This is a genomic window from Mycobacterium sp. P2_H7 (assembly GCF_056403275.1).
The window spans coordinates 212977-233012 of sequence record NZ_JBFUFU010000010.1 but is presented as its reverse complement, the minus strand read 5'-3'; the positions used below and the strand labels follow the sequence as shown (position 1 = coordinate 233012).

At 66.1% G+C, this 20036-nt stretch carries 20 protein-coding genes; 3 read left to right on the top strand and 17 right to left on the bottom strand.

Going from position 1 to position 20036, the window contains the following annotated elements:
• Positions 1 to 64: 64 nt before the first annotated feature.
• Complete coding sequence (locus tag AC1DY7_RS16460) at positions 65 to 655, top strand: LppU/SCO3897 family protein (protein ID WP_477494770.1); 591 nt, start codon at positions 65 to 67, stop codon at positions 653 to 655.
• 3 nt (positions 656 to 658) lie between these two features.
• Here AC1DY7_RS16460 and AC1DY7_RS16455 read toward each other — a convergent pair whose 3' ends face one another.
• The 7 genes from AC1DY7_RS16455 to AC1DY7_RS16425 all read right to left on the bottom strand — a co-directional run bounded on the left by AC1DY7_RS16455 (position 659) and on the right by AC1DY7_RS16425 (position 6555).
• Positions 659 to 1453, bottom strand: coding sequence for a phosphodiesterase (locus AC1DY7_RS16455; RefSeq protein ID WP_477494769.1), 795 nt, complete (start codon positions 1451 to 1453; stop codon positions 659 to 661).
• Positions 1447 to 2169 carry an aspartate/glutamate racemase family protein gene (locus AC1DY7_RS16450; RefSeq protein ID WP_477494768.1) on the bottom strand — a complete coding sequence of 241 codons (723 nt, stop codon included), beginning with the start codon at positions 2167 to 2169 and terminating at the stop codon, positions 1447 to 1449. Before AC1DY7_RS16450 ends, AC1DY7_RS16455 begins: the two co-directional genes overlap by 7 nt.
• Positions 2166 to 3713: an NCS1 family nucleobase:cation symporter-1 gene (locus AC1DY7_RS16445; RefSeq protein ID WP_477494767.1), complete on the bottom strand. Its 1548-nt coding sequence runs from the start codon at positions 3711 to 3713 to the stop codon at positions 2166 to 2168. Before AC1DY7_RS16445 ends, AC1DY7_RS16450 begins: the two co-directional genes overlap by 4 nt.
• A gap of 75 nt (positions 3714 to 3788) precedes the next feature.
• The gene (locus AC1DY7_RS16440) at positions 3789 to 4496 is read right to left on the bottom strand and encodes a GntR family transcriptional regulator (RefSeq protein WP_477494766.1); all 708 of its coding nucleotides are present in this window, start codon (positions 4494 to 4496) and stop codon (positions 3789 to 3791) included.
• A 45-nt stretch (positions 4497 to 4541) separates the two neighbouring features.
• On the bottom strand, positions 4542 to 5459 hold the full coding sequence (locus AC1DY7_RS16435; RefSeq protein ID WP_477494765.1) for a TIGR03564 family F420-dependent LLM class oxidoreductase: 918 nt from the start codon (positions 5457 to 5459) through the stop codon (positions 4542 to 4544).
• 42 nt (positions 5460 to 5501) lie between these two features.
• Positions 5502 to 5942 carry an SRPBCC family protein gene (locus tag AC1DY7_RS16430; RefSeq protein WP_477494764.1) on the bottom strand — a complete coding sequence of 147 codons (441 nt, stop codon included), beginning with the start codon at positions 5940 to 5942 and terminating at the stop codon, positions 5502 to 5504.
• Positions 5943 to 6114: 172 nt separating this feature from the next.
• A complete protein-coding gene (locus AC1DY7_RS16425; protein WP_477494763.1) occupies positions 6115 to 6555 on the bottom strand; it encodes an SRPBCC family protein in 441 nt (146 codons plus the stop codon).
• A gap of 93 nt (positions 6556 to 6648) precedes the next feature.
• Here AC1DY7_RS16425 and zwf point away from each other — a divergent pair, with 93 nt between their 5' ends.
• Positions 6649 to 8157 carry a glucose-6-phosphate dehydrogenase gene (gene zwf / locus AC1DY7_RS16420; RefSeq protein WP_477494762.1) on the top strand — a complete coding sequence of 503 codons (1509 nt, stop codon included), beginning with the start codon at positions 6649 to 6651 and terminating at the stop codon, positions 8155 to 8157.
• 10 nt (positions 8158 to 8167) lie between these two features.
• On the opposite strand, the gene AC1DY7_RS16415 is transcribed toward zwf, so the two are convergent.
• Genes AC1DY7_RS16415 through AC1DY7_RS16380 form a run of 8 tightly spaced genes read right to left on the bottom strand, consistent with a single transcriptional unit; the run spans position 8168 to position 17307 of the window.
• Entirely contained in the window at positions 8168 to 9622 is a 1455-nt protein-coding gene (locus tag AC1DY7_RS16415) for an MCE family protein (RefSeq protein ID WP_477494761.1), read from the bottom strand.
• Positions 9623 to 9624: 2 nt separating this feature from the next.
• Positions 9625 to 10746: an MCE family protein gene (locus AC1DY7_RS16410; protein WP_477494760.1), complete on the bottom strand. Its 1122-nt coding sequence runs from the start codon at positions 10744 to 10746 to the stop codon at positions 9625 to 9627.
• Positions 10743 to 12035, bottom strand: coding sequence for an MCE family protein (locus AC1DY7_RS16405; RefSeq protein ID WP_477494759.1), 1293 nt, complete (start codon positions 12033 to 12035; stop codon positions 10743 to 10745). Before AC1DY7_RS16405 ends, AC1DY7_RS16410 begins: the two co-directional genes overlap by 4 nt.
• Positions 12032 to 13348, bottom strand: a complete 1317-nt coding sequence (locus tag AC1DY7_RS16400; RefSeq protein WP_477494758.1) for an MCE family protein — start codon at positions 13346 to 13348, stop codon at positions 12032 to 12034. The genes AC1DY7_RS16405 and AC1DY7_RS16400 overlap by 4 nt, the downstream gene beginning before the upstream one ends.
• A complete protein-coding gene (locus AC1DY7_RS16395) occupies positions 13345 to 14376 on the bottom strand; it encodes an MCE family protein (RefSeq protein WP_477494757.1) in 1032 nt (343 codons plus the stop codon). Before AC1DY7_RS16395 ends, AC1DY7_RS16400 begins: the two co-directional genes overlap by 4 nt.
• A gap of 8 nt (positions 14377 to 14384) precedes the next feature.
• The gene (locus tag AC1DY7_RS16390) at positions 14385 to 15692 is read right to left on the bottom strand and encodes an MCE family protein (protein WP_477494756.1); all 1308 of its coding nucleotides are present in this window, start codon (positions 15690 to 15692) and stop codon (positions 14385 to 14387) included.
• Positions 15693 to 15697: 5 nt separating this feature from the next.
• Positions 15698 to 16534 carry an ABC transporter permease gene (locus AC1DY7_RS16385; RefSeq protein WP_477494755.1) on the bottom strand — a complete coding sequence of 279 codons (837 nt, stop codon included), beginning with the start codon at positions 16532 to 16534 and terminating at the stop codon, positions 15698 to 15700.
• Positions 16531 to 17307 carry an MlaE family ABC transporter permease gene (locus tag AC1DY7_RS16380; protein ID WP_477494754.1) on the bottom strand — a complete coding sequence of 259 codons (777 nt, stop codon included), beginning with the start codon at positions 17305 to 17307 and terminating at the stop codon, positions 16531 to 16533. Before AC1DY7_RS16380 ends, AC1DY7_RS16385 begins: the two co-directional genes overlap by 4 nt.
• Before the next feature lie 161 nt (positions 17308 to 17468).
• Between AC1DY7_RS16380 and AC1DY7_RS16375 the strand changes: the two genes are divergently transcribed.
• Entirely contained in the window at positions 17469 to 17825 is a 357-nt protein-coding gene (locus tag AC1DY7_RS16375; RefSeq protein WP_477494753.1) for a UBP-type zinc finger domain-containing protein, read from the top strand.
• Here AC1DY7_RS16375 and AC1DY7_RS16370 read toward each other — a convergent pair.
• Complete coding sequence (locus AC1DY7_RS16370; protein WP_477494752.1) at positions 17822 to 19384, bottom strand: phytoene desaturase family protein; 1563 nt, start codon at positions 19382 to 19384, stop codon at positions 17822 to 17824. The genes AC1DY7_RS16375 and AC1DY7_RS16370 overlap by 4 nt on opposite strands.
• 31 nt (positions 19385 to 19415) lie before the next feature.
• Positions 19416 to 20030, bottom strand: coding sequence for a TetR/AcrR family transcriptional regulator (locus AC1DY7_RS16365; RefSeq protein ID WP_477494751.1), 615 nt, complete (start codon positions 20028 to 20030; stop codon positions 19416 to 19418).
• Positions 20031 to 20036: the final 6 nt, after the last annotated feature.

Below are 20036 nucleotides of genomic sequence, written 5' to 3'. Positions count from 1 at the left end.
GGCGGCGAAATTCAGGTACCGGTATACGTATGCCCGGCCACGAAATGCCTGCCACTATCGGGCCATGGACGAGGTGTCGAAATCCGTGCCGCCACGGCAGTCCTTCTGGCGCAGCACGGCCGCCCGGGTGGTCGTCGGCCTGATCGCGGGCGCCTTGGTGATCGCCGTCAAGGTCGCGGTGTCACATGAGGTCAGCAAGCAGATGGCCACAAACGACGCACGGTCCGATTTCGCCGAATACCACGTCGGCGATTGCATCGTGATGGTGTCGGCGGGCCCCGAGAACAAGGCCGACGTTCGCCGCAGTGAGTGTGCAACCGATCCCAGCTACACCGTCGGGGCGGTGTACGACAACGATCGGCCCTGCGACAACGCCAACTACGCCGGCTACGACTGGGTCGTCGAGGACAAGACCGTGGTGCGCCTGTGTCTCGTCGAGAACCTCCTCGTCGACCACTGTTACCGGACATCCCCCGAAACTCAGATCACCGAGTTGCTCGACTGCGCCGGCGCCGGCGGCAATGCGATGCGCGTGGTGCGGCGCAGCGACAGCATCGACACCACCACGTGCCCGCAGGACAGCGATGCCTACATCTATCTCTCGCCGCCCCGCTCGTACTGCTTCGCGCCGGTTGCATTGCCCACTTGGTCGTGATGCTTAGGCGAACGGGTAGGGCCCCGCGAAGTCGCCGATATGGCTGAGGTGGCTGACCAGACCGTTCCGCTCATCCCACGCGTGCAGCATGTAGCCGCGCGGTCCGGCGTGGCTGGACGGGGCGGCCGCGAGGGTGAGCTTCATGTCGATCTGCGTCGCGGTGCTCGGGCCGGCGCACAGCAGCGTGCCTGCCCAGCGTTTCATCGTTGGCCGGTGCACGTGCCCGCACAGCACCGCTTCGATGTTGTCGAACCGTGCGACGACCCCACGCAGTGACGACTCATCGAAGTAGCGGTATTCATCCAGGTAGGGAATGCCGCTGACGAGGGGCGGGTGATGAAGCATCAGCAATGTCGGTTTCACCGTGTTCCGCGCGAGAGTGTCTGCGAGCCAGTCCAACCCGGCCTGATCGATATGGCCGTGATGTTTGCCGGGAATCGTCGAGTCCAGGCCGATGATCCGCACCGGATAGTCGTCGACGCAGTAGCGAAGTGGCCCGTGCGCAGGCAGGTACGGATGATCGGAGAAGGCCGACCGGAAGTTCTCCCGGTGGTCATGGTTACCCGGGATCACCAGGTATGGAATAGGAAGGGCAGCAAGACTTTCCCGCACCATCTCGTACTCGGCGGGCTGCCCCTCGTCCACCAGATCGCCGGTGATGAGCACCAGGTCCGGACGGACGTCCAGCGCCAGGACATTGCCGATCGCGTCGGCGAAACCGGCATTCGAGTCGATGACCCCTTGGTAGAGAAACCCTTTCGGGCGGACGTGCGGGTCTGACAACTGTGCGATCAGCACGGCGGTCGTTCCGTGTACTCCTTCTCCGGTGGCGCGGCGAACTCACCTCGCTTGGAGGTCCGCAAGCCAAGGGTGATCAGCGACTGCACCGTCAGCGTCGCGGCGGTCACCCCGTCGATCACCGGCACCCCGAGATCCGCGGAGATCGCGGCGCACATGTCCGCCATGCCCGCACAGCCGAGCACGATGGCGTCCGAATCGTCGGCTTCCATCGCGTCGCGGCACGCTTCGGTGATGATCTTTCGCGCATCGGGATCGGTCTCCAGATCCAGAACGGCGATCTCGCAGGCGTGAATACCGCGGCAGAACCGTTGCATGCCATAGTGTTCGGCCAGGTCTGCCGCCCGGCCCATGGTGCGTCCCAGCGTCGTCACCACGCTGAATCCGCGGCCCAGATGGCTGGCTGTGTGCATGGCCGCCTCGGCGATCCCTAGCACGGGTCCGCGGGCCACCTCGCGGGCCGCGTCCAGGCCCGGGTCACCGAAGCAGGCGATCACGTACCCGTCCACCCCCTGGGCTTCACCGCGCTGCACGGCGGCCAGCAGCCCCGGCACGCTCATCGCCTCGTCGTAGTGACTCTCGATCGACGGCGGGCCGAATTCGGAGGTGAAACCGGTGATCTCGGTTCCCGGTCCGGCCACCGCCCGGGCGCACGCCTCGATGGTCGAGGTCATGGCCCGGGTGGTGTTCGGGTTGATCACCCAGATTCGGCTCACGACACCGATTCTGTCACCAGCGCGTCGCGCTTGCCCCACACGTAGTAGATCGCGAACGCCACACCGCAGCCGATGAACCAGCTGTACTGGGCGGCGGTGTGCATCCCGTACACGTAGCCACCGAGCAGCACCGGGATGACGGCCAGGACGGCGCCGACCACGGTCGCGACGACGGCCACCTTGTTGTAACCCTTGGTGTACCAGTACTTTCCGGACTCATCCATGGTGAACAGGTCGTCGACCACCACCTTCTCCTTGCGGATCAGGTAGAAGTCGGCGATCAGCACGCCGAACAGCGGGCCGATGAACGCGCCGAGGGTCTCTAGCGTGTAGTGGATGACTTCGGGGTTGTTGTACAGGTTCCACGGGGTGATCAGTACCGAGCCGACCGCGGCGATCATGCCGCCGGCGCGCCAGCTGATCTTCTGCGGGCTGACGTTGGAGAAGTCGAACGCGGGTGAGATGAAGTTGGCCACGATGTTGATACCGATGGTGGCGATGGTGAAGGTCAGGGCGCCCAGCACGATGGCGAAGGTGCTGTCGATCCGGGCCACCGTCTGCACCGGGTCGGTGATCAGCTCACCGAACACCGGCAGCGTCAGCGACGCGGTCACCACGACCAGCACCGAGAACACGAGGAAGTTCACCGGCAGGCCGAGGAAGTTGCCCTTCTTGACCGCCGCGAACGACTTTCCGTAGCGCGAGAAGTCGCCGAAGTTGAGCATCGGGCCGGAGAAGTAGGAGACCACCAGCGCGATCGCGCCCAGCATGACGGGGACCGAGGACCAGCCGGTGTAGGTGACATCGCCGAGGTTCAGATCGATGGCGCTCCAGCCGGCCTTGTAGATCAGGTAGCCACAGAGGATGAACATGACGACGTAGACGGCAGGCCCGCAGAAGTCGATGAACTTGCGGATGGACTCCATGCCGCGCCAGAACACGCAGGCCTGCAACACCCACAGGGTCAGGAAGCTGCCCCAGCCCAGCAGCGACAGACCGGTGAAACCGTAGTCCTCCACGACCGCGTACGGCGCCAGCGCCGGGAACAGCTTCACCAGCACGATGTCCAGCGCCGCCGACGCCAGGAAGGTCTGGATGCCGTACCAGGCCACCGCGATCAAGCCGCGGATGATGGCCGGGATGTTGGCGCCCAGCACCCCGAACACCGTCCGGCACATCACCGGGTAGGGCACGCCGGCCAGCTGGCTCGGCTTGGCGACGAGGTTGCACAGGAAGTAGACGATGCTGATACCGACGAGCAGCGCCACCAGCACCTGCCAGCTGGCCAGCCCCAGGGCGAACAGGCTGCCCGCGGTGACGTAGCCGCCGACGCTGTGCACGTCGGACATCCAGAACGCGAAGATGTTGTAGGAGCCCCAGGACTGCTTGCGCAGCGGAGCGAGGTCCTCGTTGGTCAGTCGAGGGTCGTAGCCGGGTTTGATCAGGCCACCGCCGACCGGATGGCCGGCTGCTTCCACGAGATCATTGGCGCCGACAACGGCCCCGGGGTGCGCGTCGTTCTTCGGGATGACGGTATCGGTCATAGTCGGTGACGCTAGAAACCGGGTGTTTCCCTGCTGTTTCACAATGACTATCGACTGATTGCGTTCAGAATATATTCACAGCTGGGCAAGCAGGCCCGTGTCCGTCGGCAGCGTGGCGATCACGACGTTGAGCCGCGCCGCGTGCGCTTCCGAGGCGGCCAGAAGTCGCTGCGCGTCACCGGCGAGGAACGCCTCCATCATTGCGCGGTGATCGGCGTGCAGATGGGCACGGTCCTCGGGGCCGACGTGCACCATCGACTGCACGGGTTCGGTGACGTTCCATGCCGCCTCGAGCATGTGCAACAGGCGGTGCATGCGCGAGGGTCGGGTCAGCGCGGCGTGGAATTCGCGGCTGCCGCGGTGATAGGCCGCGCCGTCGCCATCGCGAACCGCTTGTTCCAGAAGCTCGTTGGCCGCGATCACCGCGGCCCGGTCGGCGTCGGTCGCATTGGCGACGGCAGCGGTCAGCGACGCGGACTCCAACGTCTCCCGCACGATGTACATCTCGCGCAGTTCCTCGGCCGTCAGTTGCGCGACGCTGTAGCCGGCGTTGCGGCGTTGTGCCACCAGCCCTTCGCCGACCAGGGTTTTCAGCGCCTCTCGAACGGGGATCTGGCTGACGCCGAATGCCTCGGCCACCTCCGCGAGCGGAATCGGGGTACCCGGCGGGACGCCGCCGTCGAGGATGGCGCGGCGCAGTTCGCCCAGCACAGCCTGTTGCGATGAACCCGAATGGTCGGCGACCAGATGTTCGAGCAGGGCAGATCGGCGTGGTGGCCGCATGCCCGCAGGGTAGGGCATCGGTGTTGCCGCCCTGTTTCACACCGCCTACAGCGCGGCGCCCACCTCCCAGATGGGCTCCAGTGCGGCGACGCCGGTGCGGACCAGCGGGCTGAGCACGACGTCGGTGGCCCCGGCGTCGAGATAGCGCCGCAGCTGGCGGGTCACCTCGGCGGTGGTGCCGACCGCGGCCAGGTCGATCACCGAATCCACGCCTTCACGTTCGATGACCTTCGCGTACGACGGGATGGTGGCGTAGAACTCCAGGGCTTCGGCCGCCCGCGCCCGGCCCTCGTCCACGTCGTCGGTGACCAGTACGGGCACGGCGGCGATCACCTTCGGTGCCGGCCGGCCGGCCTCGGCGGCCGCCTTCGAGATCGTCGGGACGATGAACTCCGCCACGGTCCGCGGGCCCGCCAGATAGGGCAACGTGCCGTCGGCGAGTTCTCCGGTGACCCGTAATGCCTTGGGACCCATGGCCGCGACGTACACCGGCAGCGGCGCCCCACCGGCCACGGTCACGGGCCACTCGGGAGCGGCGGTGAATTCGTCGCCGTGGAAGTCGACGGCGCCGGTGTCCAGGATGGAGCGCAGCACCTGCAGATGCTCGCGCAGCCGTCCGATGGTGTTCGGCCACGCCGTGCCGAAGGCCGCCTGCTCCGGTGCGTGCGCCCCGAGGCCCAGGCCGAGGCTGAAGTTCCCGCCGGTGGCGGCCTGGGCGGTCTGGGCCGCCGACGCGACGATCAGCGGGTGGCGCGGGTTGATGGGGACGACGAAGGTGCCGACGCCCAGTCCCGGCACCGCGGCGCCGATGTAGCCGGCCAGCGCGATGGCGTCATGGTCGAACTGCTGGGCGATCCAGAGCTGGCGGATGCCCGCGTCGTACGCGCGACGGGCCTGGTCGATGGCGGCCGCGACGTGGTTGGGGGCGTTGCGATCGGGGTCGAGCACTACTCCGGTGGGCATGGTGAGGACAACCGCCGACCGGGGCCGGGCATTCCGTTCGGCTCAGGCTGAGTACTTGTCCATCACCTGTTGATGCAGGCTTTCCACGGCGGTGTCGAGCACCAGCTTCTTCGCGCGCCGGACGATGAACTCCGGCATGGGCGCGGCCACGTCGATGATGAGGTCGAAGCGGACGCGGGTGCGGTCGCCCTCGCGGGTCAGGTTGTATTCGCCGTGCTGCCCGCGTTGGGTGCCGGTGGCGGCCGCGTCCCACACCACCCAGTCCGCACCCCAGTGGTACTCGAGCACCTCTTTGTCGGTGAAGCCCATGATCTTCAGCGTCGCCCGCACGTGATGCGGGCGCCCGTCCGGATGACGGTCGAGCACCTCGGTCTCCCGGTGCAGCGACGACCACGACGGGACCGCGTCGATATCGGCGATAGCGTCCAGTATCTCCTCGGGTAGCGCGTCGAAGACGATTTCCCTCGTTGCCTTGACAGCCATATGGGCAAATGTAATTCCCCGTTCAGCCTCGCGCAACGGATCTGAAGGCTAATTTTGTCCGTAACGTAAGCAAATCGTCACCACGCGATCTCACCGATCGGGGTGGCACTTTGTGGTGGTGCGCCGACGGGTCTCACGGGTGTCCGGGAGAACCGCGGTCAGTCGGTGCCTGTCAGCCCTTCTTGACCTTGAGCACCTGTTTGCGCAGTCCGCCGGTAGCAACGTCGATGGCGCCCTTCATGACCTGCTTGAGGATGAACCCGGGCAGCGGGATGGCCAGTTCGATGTCCATGTCGAAACGCACCCGGGTCTTGTCACCCTCGGGCGTCAGCGTGTAGCTGCACTGCTGGGATTTCAGCTGACTGGCCTTGACCAGTACCCAGCTGACCTTGTTCTCTTCCCAGGTGTAATCGATCGTCAGCTTGTCGCTGATACCGACCGTCTTGATGGTCTGGATGACGCGGTGCGGCCGGCCTTCGTCGTCGCGGTCGACGACCTCCGCCTTCTGATATTGGGGCGACCAGGTCGGGGTCGATTCGACGTCGGCGACGACGGCGAAGATCTCGGCCGGGGACGCTTCGATGACCACTTCACGGGAGACGCTGGTTGCCATGGGCCGACAGTAGCCACCCGTGCCGGGCACCGGCCGACAATTGACCGCCTCCATGTCGTGCAGAGTTCACCTACCGGTGGAAGCATCACCCGCGTGGCCGCCACCTTGCCAGACACCCCGCAGACCATCGCCTACCCCGCGCTGGGCGCACGCCCGCACCGCCGGGACACCGACCCGCTCGAACCGCATGTCATCGTGCTGTTCGGTGCGACGGGCGATCTCGCCAAGCGCAAGCTCATCCCAGGGATGGCCTACCTGGACCAGTCCGAACTGGCGCCGAACATCCAGGTCGTCGGGACCTCGCTGGAGGATCTGACCGATGACGAGTTCCGGGCACTGGCCAAAGAGTCCATCGAGAAGTTCGGCACGCACAAGCTGACCGACGAGCAGTGGACCAATTTCTCCAAGATCCTCACCTACGTGCCGCAGGGCGCCGGGCCGGTGGCACTGGCCGCAGCGGTCGCGGAGGCCGAGGCCAGACTCGGCGGGAATGCCCAACGGCTGCATTATCTTTCGGTCCCGCCGAAGGCCGCACGCGCGGTCATCACCATGCTGCGCGAGGCCAACCTGGTGGAGCGTTCGCGGGTGGTGATGGAGAAGCCGTTCGGCACCGACCTGGCCAGCGCGGTGGCGCTCAACGACTTCGTGCACGAGACCTTCAAAGAGCGTCAGGTCTTCCGTATCGACCACTTCCTGGGCAAGGAAGCGGCACAGAACATTCTGGCGTTCCGGTTCGCCAATGGCCTGTTCGAGCCGATCTGGAACCGCAACTTCATCGATCACATCCAGATCGACATCCCTGAGATGCTCGGCCTCGATGAGCGGGCCAACTTCTACGAGAGCACCGGCGCATACAAGGACATGGTGGTCACCCACCTGTTCCAGGTGATGGCGTTCGTGGTGATGGAACCGCCGACCGCGCTGGAACCCAGGGCCATCAGCGAGGAGAAGAACAAGGTCTTCCGGTCCATGCTGCCGATCAAGTGCAACGACGTGGTGCGCGGCCAATTCGCCGGCTACCGCGAACTCAACGGGGTGGCAAGGGATTCCGACACCGAGACGTTCATCGCCATGAAGGTCGGCATCGACAACTGGCGGTGGGCGGGTGTGCCGATCTACCTGCGCACCGGCAAGAAGATGGCCGAGGGCATGCGCATCATCTCCATCGCCTTCAAGGAGGCGCCGCGGACGATGTTCCCCGCCGGCTCCGGTGTCGGTTCGCAGGGACCCGACCACCTGACCTTCGACCTGGCGGACAACTCGAAGGTGTCGCTGTCGTTCTACGGCAAGCGGCCCGGCCCCGGCATGAAGCTGGACAAGATGTCGATGCAGTTCTCCACGACCGAGATCGCGACCAACGGCGACGTGCTGGAGGCCTACGAGCGGCTGATCTTGGACGCCATGCGGGGTGACCACACGTTGTTCACCACTGCCGAGGGCATCGAATCCCTCTGGGACCGTTCGGCGCAACTCCTGGACGATCCGCCCCCGGCCAAGATCTACCAGCCCGGAACGTGGGGCCCCAACGCCATCCATCAGCTCATCGCGCCGAACGCGTGGCGGCTGCCGTTCGAACGGGCGTGGCGCGAAAAGCCCAAGTAGCCCCTCCCGCCTACGGCCCCGGCGGCACCAGCATCGACTGCCACGTCCGGTTGCCCGGGTTCGCGAGATCGCCCTGCGTGTAGCGCCGGCCGTCTGGGCCGATGTACTCCCCGGTCGCCGGGTTGTACGGGACGGCAACCGGCGGGGGCGCCGCCTGCGCGCTTCCTTCCGGGGTGGACGCCGGGACCGTGCCCGGCGGGTACTGCGGCACGCTCTGCCCGGACAGGGTGGCGTTGGGATCACCCTTCCAGTTGTAGCCCTCGTTGAGCGGGACGTAGTTCTCGTCGCTCTCGCACATCTCGACCGTCGGCGCCTTCTTCCACGGCTTGCCCTCACACGGGATGTTGCGAGCGCCACGCACATTCAGATCGGAGTCCTGCGGCACCCGGCAGTACAATTCGCCGGCTGTGCGGTCCGGATAGTCCTGATCAGACGGCGCACGCTGCTGGCGCACCGGCAGGAACCCGGTGTTGCACGGGGGCGGCAGGTTCAGGTTCAGGTTGAAGTCCAGATAGATGCCGTTGTAGGCCTGCTTGACGCCGGCGTCCGCGACGGCGATGCCCGACATGACGGCGGTGCCCTGCGGGAACAACACCAGCAGCTGTTCGATGTCGTTGCGGTAGGTCACCGCGATATCACCGAGGCTGACCAGATTGGCCAACAGCACCGGCAGCGCCGGCGCCACCCGGTCGAACAGCTGCCTGCCCTCGTTCAGCGCGGGGCCGCCCTGGTTCAGCAGATCGACGAAGGCCCGGTCCTGCGCCTTGAACTGACCGAACAGCGAGGCGGAGTGCGCTGCCCAGGTCTGGATCGAATCCGCCTTCTGCACTTGGGAATCCAGTACCGGGGGCGCCTCGTCGATCAGTCGGCCCAGCTGGTCGGTGGATTTCCCCGCCTCGATGGCCAGCGACGTCGAGCCGTCCACGATGCGTGACAGTTCCGGCCCGAGACCGCCGACCGCCTTGGCTGCCTCGTCGACGACGGTCTTCAGGTTATCCTGCGGAATCGCCTGCAGCGCATGGTTGGTGGCGTCCAGCAGGTTGCCGATGTCGGGGGGCACCGAAACCTTGCCTGCCGGGATGACATCGCCGTCGCGCAACGCCGGGCCACCCTCCGCACCCGGGGTGAGTTCGACGAACTGCTCGCCGACGGCCGAGCGGCTGTGCACTGCCGCCGACACATCTGCCGGTACCGGGGTGGACGATTTGAGGGTCAACTCGGCCCGCACCCCGTCCTTGTCGACGTCGACGCCGGTGACGCGGCCGACCTCGTCGCCCCGGTAGGTCACCACCGAACTCTCGTAGAGTCCGCCGGAGGCCGGCAGGTCGAGTGACACCGTGTAGCGCCCGTAGCCCAGCAGGGCCGGCACGTTCACGATTCCGAAGGCCATGACCCCCACCGAGATCAGCGTTACGGCGGCCAGGATGGCGAGCTGGATCCAGACCTTGCGATGCAATCGCAGCATGCTCAGTACCCCCCGAAATGGTAGGGCGCGATCAGTGGATTGCCGCCGGTGTACGGGCTGGGCATCTGGCCGATGGTGCGGCCCCACTGCATCTCCAGCTCGGTGAGGTCGCCCTCCCACCGGGTGCCGGTGAAGATACTGCTGTCCAGCCGACTCAGCGTCAGGTCGAGCACCAGGGTGATATTCGCGAAGTCACCGCGGAACCACTTGGACAGATTGCTCTTCACCCACGGGTAGGTGGACAGGAAGTCCAGCCCTTTGGTCAGCGACGGCCCGGCGTCGGCCAGTGAGCGCAGCACCGGACCGATATTGCGCAGATTGTCCACCAGCGCCGTTTTGCTCTGGGTGACAGTCGAATTGGCGACGGCACTGAACTTGCCCAGCCCGTCGATCGCGTCGGCCAGTTTGGTGCGGGTGTCGGCGAGCACGGCCAGTGCCTGCGGAAGGGTGGTCAGCGCTTTGTCGACAGTCTGGTCGTTGGCGGCGAACTTACCGGCCAGCGAGTTCAGATGTTCTGTCGCGGTGATGATGTCGTCGGTCTGCGCATTCACCTGGGTGATGAAGGTGTCCAGCTGGGTGAGCAGACTGCGCATGTCGGTCTCCCGCCCGGACAGCGCCTTCGCGAAGGTCTGGTTGATCTCCTGCAATTCCCCCAGCCCGCCGCCGTTGAGCAGGATCGACACCGAGGCCAGGGTCTGCTCGGTGGTGGGATAGGTGCCTGCTCGCGAGAGTGGGATCAGCGACCCCTCGTGCAACCGGCCTTGTGCCGGTTCGTCGGCGGGCGGGGCGAGTTCGATGTGCATGGAGCCCAGCAGGCTGGTCTGGCCCACCTTGGCGGTGCTGTTGGCGGGCAGGTGCACGTCCCCGTTGATCCGCATGGTGACCAGCGCATGCCAGTCCTGAACCTCGATCTTGGTGACGTTGCCGACGTTGACGTCGGCGACCCGGACCCGGGTGTTCTGCTGGATGACGACGACGTCGGGCAGCTGCGCCTGGATCGTGTAGGAGCCGTCACCGGTTCCCTCGGTGCCGGGCAGACTCAGCGAATTCAGGCCACGCCATTGGCATCCCGGGAGCATCGCCAGGCATGCCACCAGCAGCACCGCGAGCAGGGATCGTCTCATGGCGTCGGCACCATCAGCCCGGGTAGTCCCGCCGCGGGATCGGGTGTCGCCGCTGGCGCTTCGGCGGCGAGCAGGCCCACCGGATCGACCGGCGGCGGAGGTGGCGGCGGGAGGAGCGGATCCCCCGGCGGCCGCAACCTGTCCTCGCTGTAGGTGATCTCGTTCGGGCGGGCCATGGTGCCGACGAACGGGTTCCCCCCGATCGGGAAGAAGTTCATCTGGCGGTTCTTGATGATCGGTGCGAGGTATTGGACACACAGCTTCGAGGATTGCTCGAAGTTCAATCGCGATGCCGCTTGCACTGCGCTGCAGAGGAACTGGACGGTGTTGGCGAAGTTGACCGGCGCCAGGATCCCGGTGATGGCGCTCTGGGCAGGCTGGTAGATGTTGACGAAGTTCTGGAAAACCGTCGGGCCGATGTGCAGCACCTGTTTGATGTCGGTACGGCTGTCGTTCAGCGCGGTAGTGATCTGGTTGAAGTGGTCGAAGGTGCTACCCAACGATTCACGGTTCTCGGCGACGAAGCCGCGCAGGTCGCCGACCGCGGCATCCAAACTCTGTGTCGCGTCCGAGACTTCGTTGGGGGTGTTGGTCAGTACCGTGCTCACCTGCGCGAAGTTCTGGTTGAACGCGGCCAGCAGGTCACTGCTCGACGACAACGCCGACACCAGCAACGCCATGTTGCGCACCGTGCTGAAGATGTCGGTGCTGTGGTCGCCGAGCGCCGAAAGCGCCTGCGACAGTTTGATCACCGTGCCGCGGGCGGTGTCACCCTCGCCGCGCAGGTTCTCCGCGGCACTGTTGATGAACTCGCCCACCGAGTTGGGCCCGCCGGGTGTCTGCGGTTGCAACGAGGCGGTCAGCTTCTCCAGCTGCTGCCGGAAGTCGTCCCATTCCACCGGAACCGCGGTGCGCTCCTGCGGAATGGACTGCCCTGACGCCAGTTTCGGGCCGCCGTCATACGCGGGCACCAGTTGGATGGCGCGTGCGCTGACCAGCGACGGGGACAGGATCGCCGCCTTCACATCGGCCGACACCGGGTACTGCGCGTCGACGGAGAACGTCACCTTGGTGGTCTGGGGTTGCGGCTCGATCTTGTCGACGGTGCCGACGGCCACCCCGAGTATGCGGACCTCGTCGCCGCTGTACAGACCGTTGGCGTTGGCGAAGTACGCGACGAAGGTGTCCTTGGCGACGAATTTCCACCACGGCGTGGCCACCACCGAGATGCCGGCCGCCAGGATCACGACCAATGCCGCTCCGATCAGCAGGCGGGCGTTCTTTCTCACGGTTGGCCTCCGGGCTCACCGGGTGCCGTGACGAGGAACGGGGTGGGACCGGTGTACGGGACCGGGCCGACCACACCGGGCGGCGCCGGGGCCGGCGGTCCCGGTGGCGGGCCACCGGGCGGCGGGGCGGGCAGCGGTTCGCGGTAGGGGTAGCGCGGATCGCCGGGGTTACCCGTGATGGCATCGGGCAGCGTGAGATTCGGCGCGCCACCCTGCCCGGTGCGCGGGTAGGGCGCCGGTAGCGCCGGGGTACCGGGCTGCCCGACGGCGGGGTCCACCAATTCCGACGGCAGCTTCACGTTCGGGTCCAGGCCGAGGTCGGAGAACGCGGCGTCGATGAACGGCTGGACGAACTGGCCGGGCAGCAGGTTCACCAGGGAGGCCTTGAAATACGGTCCGGAACCGAGCACTTCACCGAAGGACATGGCGTAGCGGCGGAACAGGGTGACGGTGCGCTGAAGTTCCTTCTTGCGGTTGTCCAGAATGGACAGGACGCCGTTGACCTTGTCCAGCGCCGGTTTCAGCTGGGTCTTGTTGTCGGCGACCAACCCGGAGATCTGCTGCGATACCGCAGTCAGGTTGGTCATGAAGCCGTCCACCGCGTCGCGCTGCGCCACCAGTTCGGCCAGCAGCGCATTCGCATTGACCACCAGTCCGGCGATTTCGTCGCTGCGCTTGGCGAGCACCGTGGTGACCTTGTTGGCGTTGCCGAGCAGGTTGCGCAGCTGCGCGTCACGCGCGTTGAGGGTGTCGGAGAACTGCGCGACACCGTCGAGGGCGAGTTTGAGGTCGGCCGGGGTCTGCTTGAACGTGTCGGCCAAGGTGCTCAGTGACGAAGACAGTTGGGTGGTGTCCAGGCCGCTGATCGCCGTGGTCAGATCGCCGAGCGCGGTGGGCAGGTCATAGGGCGAGGTGGTCCGCTCCAGCGGGATGGTGCCGGACAGCTCGCCGTCCCCGCGCGGGGTGATCTCCAGCATCTTGGTACCCAGCACGGTTTCGGTCTTGATCGCCGCCTCGGTCCGATCACCAAGGTCGACACCGTCGTTGACGGTGAAGTCGACCCGGACCTTGGTGCCTTCGAGTTTGATGTCGGACACCCGCCCGACGGACAGGCCTGAAACCCGTACGTCGCTACCGCTTTTGATGCCACCGGCCTCGGCGAAGTACGCCGAGTAGTCGGACGTGCCCTTGATGAAGGGCAGTCGGTCGTAGGAGAACGCGGCTATCACCACCAGCGTGATGATCAGCGTGCCGACCGTACCGACCGCGACCCTGTTGCGTTCGGCGATAGGTTTGATGGTGGGTCGCTTCATTTGGGTGTGCACCTACCTGTGTCCTGGCCCGCGAGTTTGATGAACACCGGTTGGCCGCCTTTGCCGTTGACCTTGAGGATCGCGTCGCACAGATAGAAGCCGAAGTAGTCGCCATAGAGCCCGTTGCGGGCCAGGATCTGGTAGGCGTCGGGCAGCGTCTTCACCAGGTCGTCGACATAGGCATGGTCGGCTTCGATCTGACCGGATACCCGATCCGTCTGCACCACAGCCTCTTTCAGGGGTGGACGCATATCGGTGAGCAGGTCGGCGATGGTGGCGGTCGCCGCGCTGATGTGGGCGACGCCGTGCGCGATATCGGTTCGGCGGTCCGAGAGGCCCTGCACCAGTTCCGCGAGATGGTCCAGGCCTGCGGAGAACTGGTCATCACGTGCGGCGAACGTGCCGAGCACCGTGTTCAGGTTGGTGATGACCTGGCCAATGAGTTGGTCGCGACCTGCCAGGGTGGTGGTCAGTGCCGAGGTCTGGGCCAGCACCGAGGACAGCGTGCCGCCCTGGCCCTGGAACACCTTGAGCAGTTCACCGGACAGCGCGTTGACCTGGTGCGGATCCAGCGCCCGGAACAACGGGCGGAAGCCCCCGATCAATGCGTCCACGTCCAGCGCGGGCGAGGTGCGTTCCTTCGGGATGGTCTCCCCGGGGACCAGCCGGTGCACCGATCCCGCGCCTTCCTCGAGTGCCAGATACCGGTCGCCGATCAGGTTTTCGTAACGCACCGCGGCGGTGGTGCCCTCGGTGAGGGCGAGGTCCTTGTCGATGGAGAAGTCGACGTGGACGGTGCCGTCCTTCTGCAGCGTCATCGTGCCGACCTTGCCCACCTCGACGCCGGCGATGCGGACGAAGTTGCCCTCCTTGAGACCGGACACGTTGGTGAAGACCGCGTGGAAGGTCGCGCGGGAGTCGAACCGGAACTGGCCGAACACGGTGACCAACACGAACAGGAAGACCAGGCACATGGCGGTGAACAGCACTACCCGCACCACCGTGCCGGTGATGCTCGCTCGTCGCATGAGTTGTCCTAGGGGGCAGGCGGGGCGGGTGGGGTGGAGTCTGGAGGCGGCGGCGGTCCGGGCGCGAATTGCGGGGGGAACGGTCCGGGCGCGGGCGGTCCGTTGTAGCGGATGCTCGGGGGCTCCGGCACCGCCCGGGTGACCGGGAGGTAGTTGGCCCAGCCGGGGAATCCGATCCCGGGGTTGGTGCGGATGTCGGGCCCGGTACCGAATCCGGTGTCGGTGACCAGGTATTTGACCGGGTAGTTCTTGGTGACGTCGGGCAGCGAACCGCAACTGGGCTTGCCGCCGGGGCCGCCCTTGGCGTTGACGATGGGCAGGTTGTCCGGGAAGCGGTACGGGTCGTCGCCGGCCAGCATCGCGGCGTCCATGATGACCGATTTCCCGTTGCCGCCCATGGCATCCCGACCGCCTTGCTCCAGGAACCACTGCGCGCCCTGGAACAGGCAGGTGTAGGTGGGCGAGTACTTCAGCAGCAGGCTGGTGGTCGGGTCCAGGATGTTCATGGCGCGCACCAAGTTCTGCTGATTGCCGCCGATCACATTGATACCGGACTGGGCGAACCCGATCGCGGAGAGCAGCACGTTGTCCAGCGCCTGCGCGTGGGTGGCGATGGTGGTGCTGGTGGTGGCCGCCGAGTCGAGGATCGCCACGATGTCTTCGGCCGCATCGGAATACGCGGCGGTCGTCTGGCCGAACAGTTGCCAGTCCCGCTGCACCGTCGGCATCCGCGGATTCACGGTGAGCAACACGTTGTTGGCCGACGTGATGGCCTGGCCGATGGTGTCGCCCTTGCCGCGCAAGGACTCCGCGACCGCCGACAGCACCGAGTTCAGCTTCGCCGGATCGATGGCGTGCACCACCGACTGCAGGTTCTCGAAGACGGTGTTCACCTCGACGGTGACATTGCGGGACTGCAACACGGCGCCCGACTTGAGGGGCTGCGCACTCGGTTCCTCAGGCACGATGAGGTCGACGTATTTGGCGCCGAACGCGGTGCTGGACTTGATCTCCGCTTCGACATTGCCGGGCAGGTACCGGAACGGTCCCGGGTAGAGCTTGAGGTTCAGCGACGCCAGCCCGGACCGCTCCCCGATGGAACCGACCTCACCCACCTGCACGCCGCGCAGTTTGACCTTGGCACCGTTCTCCATGACCAGCCCGGCGCGGTCGGAGACCAGGGTGACCGGCACGAAGGCACGCAGGGTTCCACTGAACAGCAAGGCGGTCAAGGCGATCAGGGCGCCGATCACGACGAAGAGGATGGGCGCGTACCAGATCGGGTCGATCTTCTCGCGGCGGGCGCTGTTGGTCATGCCCGTCAGCCCGACAGGTGGAAATTGCCGGACTGCCCGTACACGGACAGCGTGATGGTCAGCAGCACGAACACCGTGGCGGTCACCGAGGTGCGCACCGCGCGCCCGACGGCCTCTCCGACGCCGGCGGGTCCGCCGGTGGCGGTGAACCCGTAGTAGGTGTGCACCACCATGACCGCGGCCGCCATCGACAGGGCGGCGATGAACGACCACACCAGGTCCATCGGCCGCAGGAAGGTGGAGAAGTAGTGCTGGTACACCCCGTTGGACTGGCCGTATATGACGGTGGTGCCGAATTGCGTGGCCAGGAACGACATCAGTACGGCCACGGTGTACAACGGGATGACGACCACGACGCCGGCGACGATGCGAGTCGACACCAGATAGGTGATGGCCCGGATACCCATCACTTCCAGGGCGTCGATCTCTTCGTTGATCCGCATGGCACCCAGTTGCGCGGTGGCGCCCGCTCCGATGGTGGCTGCCAGCGCGACGCCCGCGGTGGCGGGGGCGATGAACCGGACGTTGAGGAAGGCCGACAGGAAGCCCGTCAGCGCCTCGATACCGACGTTGGAGAGCGTGTTGTAGCCCTGGACCGCGATCAGCGCACCAGTGGACAAGGTGAGGAAGCCGATGATGACGACGGTGCCGCCGATGACCGCCAGCGCCCCGGTGCCCAAACCCATCACGGCGATCAGCCGCAGCACCTCACCCGGGTAGCGCCGCAGGGCGTCCCCGATGAAGGCCAGGGACTGCCCGTAGAAGGCGGTCTGCTCGCCGAGCCCCCGCAGCCGGTCGGTCACCGTCACCCAGGCCTTCGATTCGTTCGCAAGCTCACTCACGGCGCCACCTTCACACCCAGTGCGGTCGCCAGAATGTTGATCAGGAACAGCGCCATGAAGGCGAATACCACGGTCTCGTTGACCGCGTTGCCCACCCCGGTGGGACCGCCGCCCACGGAAAGGCCTTTGTAGCAGGCGATCAGACCGGCCGACAGGCCGAACAGCAGAGCCTTCACCAGCGACACGACCACCTGCGGCAGGCCGGTCAGCAGGGTGAGGCCCGCGACGAAGGCGCCGGGGGTGACGTGCTGGACGTACACCACGAAGATGTAGCTGCCGGTGAGCCCGACGACGGCGACCACGGAGTACAGCATCAGCGCCACGAAGGTGGCGGCGATGACGCGCGGAACCACCAGGGCCTGAACGGGATTGACGCCGATGACCTTCATGGCGTCGATCTCTTCACGGATGGTGCGGGCGCCGAGGTCCGCGCACATCGCGGTGGCGCCGGCACCGGCGACGACGATGGCGGTGACGACGGGGCCGACCTGGGTGACCGAGGCCAGCGCGGCGCCAGCACCGGACAGATCCCCGGCGCCGATCTCCAGCAGCACGATGTTGAGGGTGAAGACGATCAGCACGGTGTAGGGGATGGACAGCATGATCGTCGGGAAGATGGATACCCGGGCCACGAAGGAGATCTGCTCGAACAGCTCACGCCAGGCGAACGGCCGGCGGAACATCGCCCCGAACGTCTCGGCGGTGAGCACCACGAAGCCACCCACGGCGTCCATGGATTTGGCGAGTTGCCCCGACACGGCTCGAGCTGTCATCGCGCGGACGTTAGGGCCACCGAAGTTAGCTGTCAAAGGCAGTTCTCGCAAGAACATCGACGTCAATATTGAATTTTGCTGGTGGATATGACGGGAACAGTTTTGCTCAGTCTGATTCAATCGCATCGATACAAACGCTTGCCGCGCAGTAAGCTTGAGCCATGACCCCTCCCGAGCCTGCAGTCGACCCGAGTGCGGCCCCCAGCGGTACCGGATGCCTGGAGTGCGATGCGGCGGGCGGCTGGTGGGTGCATCTGCGCCGCTGCGCGGCGTGCGGGCATATCGGCTGTTGCGACGACTCCCTGTCGCGGCACGCGCAGGCGCACTGGCGCAGCACCGGCCATCCCGTCATCCGCAGCTTCGAGCCGGATGAGGACTGGTTCTGGAACTACGACACCAATCAGTATTACGACGGCCCGGAATTGGCTGAGCCGCAATGTCATCCGGCCGATCAGTCGGTGCCCGGCCCGCGCGCGCGGGTCCCCAAGGACTGGATGGACCAGCTGCAGAATCGTTAGGCCAGCACCGCCTGGGCCGCGTTGTAGCCGGGAATGAAGGTGATACCCGGCCCGCCGTGGCAACCCGCACTGCCGAGGTACAGCCCGGCGATCGGAATGGGCTGGTCGGCATAGCCCTTGGGGCCGGGGCGATTGGGGCCCATCTGCTCGGGGTGGATGAGTCCGTGACAGTAGTCGCCGCCGGGTGCGCCGAACATGGTGCCCATGTGTCGCGGGGTGAACGTGGTGTGCCGGGTGATGAGTTTCTCGAAATCCGGTGCGATTCTTGTGATCTTGTCGATGACGCGCTGCCCCATCTCGGTTTTCATCTCCCCGTAAGAGGCCGCCGCTCCCGCCGACCCCTCGACCGGAAACCACAGCGAGAAGGCCGACACCGCGTGCTTGCCGGGCGGTGCGAGGTCGGGATCATGCACCGACGGCATCTGCATGGCGATGGCCGGATCGGCGGGCACGATACCGCGCCGGCAGTCCTCCCACTGCTGCTGTAGTTCTTCGGGTGTGCTGAAAAGACCGATGGCAGCTTGCATTTCGGGATCGTTGAGAGCGCCGTATGGTTCGGCGAAGGTGGGTATGCCATCCAGCGCGAAATGCATCTGCAGATAGCTGCCGCGGTGGTCGATGCGCGCAAACCGCTCCCGGATGTCGGCGGGCACCGCACCCGGATCGATCAGCCCGTTGACGGTGAGATCGGGTGCGACACCGGACACGACGACCGGGGCGGTCACGGTGGTCCCGTCGTCCAGTCGCACCCCGGTGACCCGACCGTCGCCGACGAGTATCTCTTCGACCGTGGCCCGCAACCGCAGTTCGCCGCCCGCCTCGGTCAGCCTGCGCTGCAGGTGTGCGGTGAGCGTGCCGATCCCGCCCCGCAGCTTCTTCATCAGTACAGCGTTCTCGTCGGGCACCGCGAGGCCGAATGCCAGCGCGGCGGCGCTGCCGGGGGTGGCGGGTCCGCGGTAGGTGGTGTTGACCGCCAGGAATGCCAGCATGCCGCGCAGTGCACCGTGTTTCTCGCTGTCGGGGAGATAGCGGTTCAACACGTCGGTGACCGAACCGAACAACATGTCGCTGATCGCGGCGCGCTCGAATTCTCCTGCGGCGCAGGCGTACATCTCATCCAGGGTGCGGGGTGGCCGGCCGGCGTCGAAGCGCCCGAGGGCCCGGGTCGGGGCCTGACTCCAGGCCATCAGTCCGGCCATCCCGTTGACCGCCTCGGCGCCGTGCACCTCGTTGAGGTGAGTGAGCAGCTTCATCGGGTCGGCGTAGTAGATCACCGGGTCGTCGCCGATGCCGCGCAGGGACACCGACATGACGTCCACGTCGACGGTCGGCAGTTCGTCCAGGCCTAGTTCGGCGCTGACCACCGCGGAGGTCGGGAATTGCAGTGAGCCGGCGATCTCGAATTTGTAGCCGTCGAAGAGTTCGACGGTGGAGGCCATGCCTCCGGCATACAGCTTGGAATCCAGACACAGCGTGTGCAGTCCGGCGCGTTGCAGCAGGGCGGCGGCGGCCAGGCCGTTGTGGCCCGCGCCGACGACGATGGCGTCAAAGTCCGACATCAATCGAGGCTCGCAGTCGGCCCTAGTTTTGTCAATATTGACAAAAATAGGTAGGCAGGATGCCGGTCTCCAGGGAGTTCAGTGCGTTGCGGGTCAGCCGGGCCAGTTCGGGCAACGACCGTTCGCCCAGCATCCAGACTTCCATGGCGCCGAACACCGCCGCGGCGATGCACCGGGCCGCCACGGTCACCCGCAGCCAGGCGTCGACGCCCGGACGGGGCGGGTAGTCGCGGCGCAGGTGCTCCTCGACCACCTCGGCGAAGTCGGCCTCGACCTGGCGAATGTGACGGACGATCCGGCCGGGCTCCAGTTCCTCGGCACGCAGCGCGGCGATCTTGGTCACCGCGTCCACGTCGTAGGGCGAGGCCAGGATGGCCGAATGCACCGACTCCACGATCGATTCGCCCGACGACCGTTCGGCCAGGGCTGCCCGGAACCATTCCAGGCCGGCGTCGTAGTCGAAGAAAAGCAGATCGTGCTTGGACGAGAAATGACGATAGAAGGTCCGCAGCGACACCCCAGCATCGGCGGCGATCTGCTCGGCAGAGGTCTCCTCGACGCCCTGGGCCAGAAACCGCACCAGCGCCGCCTGCCGCAGCGCTTCGCGAGTGCGCTCACTTCGCGCCGTTTGGGCAGGCCGGACCATCATTTC

What these genes read in the sequence shown, in the direction of transcription:
- AC1DY7_RS16370 (WP_477494752.1), bottom strand. Translation starts at nt 19,384, where the DNA reads ATGTCGGACTTTGACGCCATCGTCGTCGGCGCGGGCCACAACGGCCTG.
- AC1DY7_RS16435 (WP_477494765.1), bottom strand. Translation starts at nt 5,459, where the DNA reads ATGCCCACCGGAGTAGTGCTCGACCCCGATCGCAACGCCCCCAACCAC.
- AC1DY7_RS16365 (WP_477494751.1), bottom strand. Translation starts at nt 20,030, where the DNA reads ATGGTCCGGCCTGCCCAAACGGCGCGAAGTGAGCGCACTCGCGAAGCG.
- AC1DY7_RS16460 (WP_477494770.1), top strand. Translation starts at nt 65, where the DNA reads ATGGACGAGGTGTCGAAATCCGTGCCGCCACGGCAGTCCTTCTGGCGC.
- AC1DY7_RS16390 (WP_477494756.1), bottom strand. Translation starts at nt 15,692, where the DNA reads ATGACCAACAGCGCCCGCCGCGAGAAGATCGACCCGATCTGGTACGCG.
- AC1DY7_RS16445 (WP_477494767.1), bottom strand. Translation starts at nt 3,713, where the DNA reads ATGACCGATACCGTCATCCCGAAGAACGACGCGCACCCCGGGGCCGTT.
- AC1DY7_RS16380 (WP_477494754.1), bottom strand. Translation starts at nt 17,307, where the DNA reads ATGACAGCTCGAGCCGTGTCGGGGCAACTCGCCAAATCCATGGACGCC.
- AC1DY7_RS16375 (WP_477494753.1), top strand. Translation starts at nt 17,469, where the DNA reads ATGACCCCTCCCGAGCCTGCAGTCGACCCGAGTGCGGCCCCCAGCGGT.
- AC1DY7_RS16430 (WP_477494764.1), bottom strand. Translation starts at nt 5,942, where the DNA reads ATGGCTGTCAAGGCAACGAGGGAAATCGTCTTCGACGCGCTACCCGAG.
- AC1DY7_RS16440 (WP_477494766.1), bottom strand. Translation starts at nt 4,496, where the DNA reads ATGCGGCCACCACGCCGATCTGCCCTGCTCGAACATCTGGTCGCCGAC.
- AC1DY7_RS16400 (WP_477494758.1), bottom strand. Translation starts at nt 13,348, where the DNA reads ATGAAGCGACCCACCATCAAACCTATCGCCGAACGCAACAGGGTCGCG.
- AC1DY7_RS16415 (WP_477494761.1), bottom strand. Translation starts at nt 9,622, where the DNA reads ATGCTGCGATTGCATCGCAAGGTCTGGATCCAGCTCGCCATCCTGGCC.
- AC1DY7_RS16395 (WP_477494757.1), bottom strand. Translation starts at nt 14,376, where the DNA reads ATGCGACGAGCGAGCATCACCGGCACGGTGGTGCGGGTAGTGCTGTTC.
- AC1DY7_RS16425 (WP_477494763.1), bottom strand. Translation starts at nt 6,555, where the DNA reads ATGGCAACCAGCGTCTCCCGTGAAGTGGTCATCGAAGCGTCCCCGGCC.
- AC1DY7_RS16410 (WP_477494760.1), bottom strand. Translation starts at nt 10,746, where the DNA reads ATGAGACGATCCCTGCTCGCGGTGCTGCTGGTGGCATGCCTGGCGATG.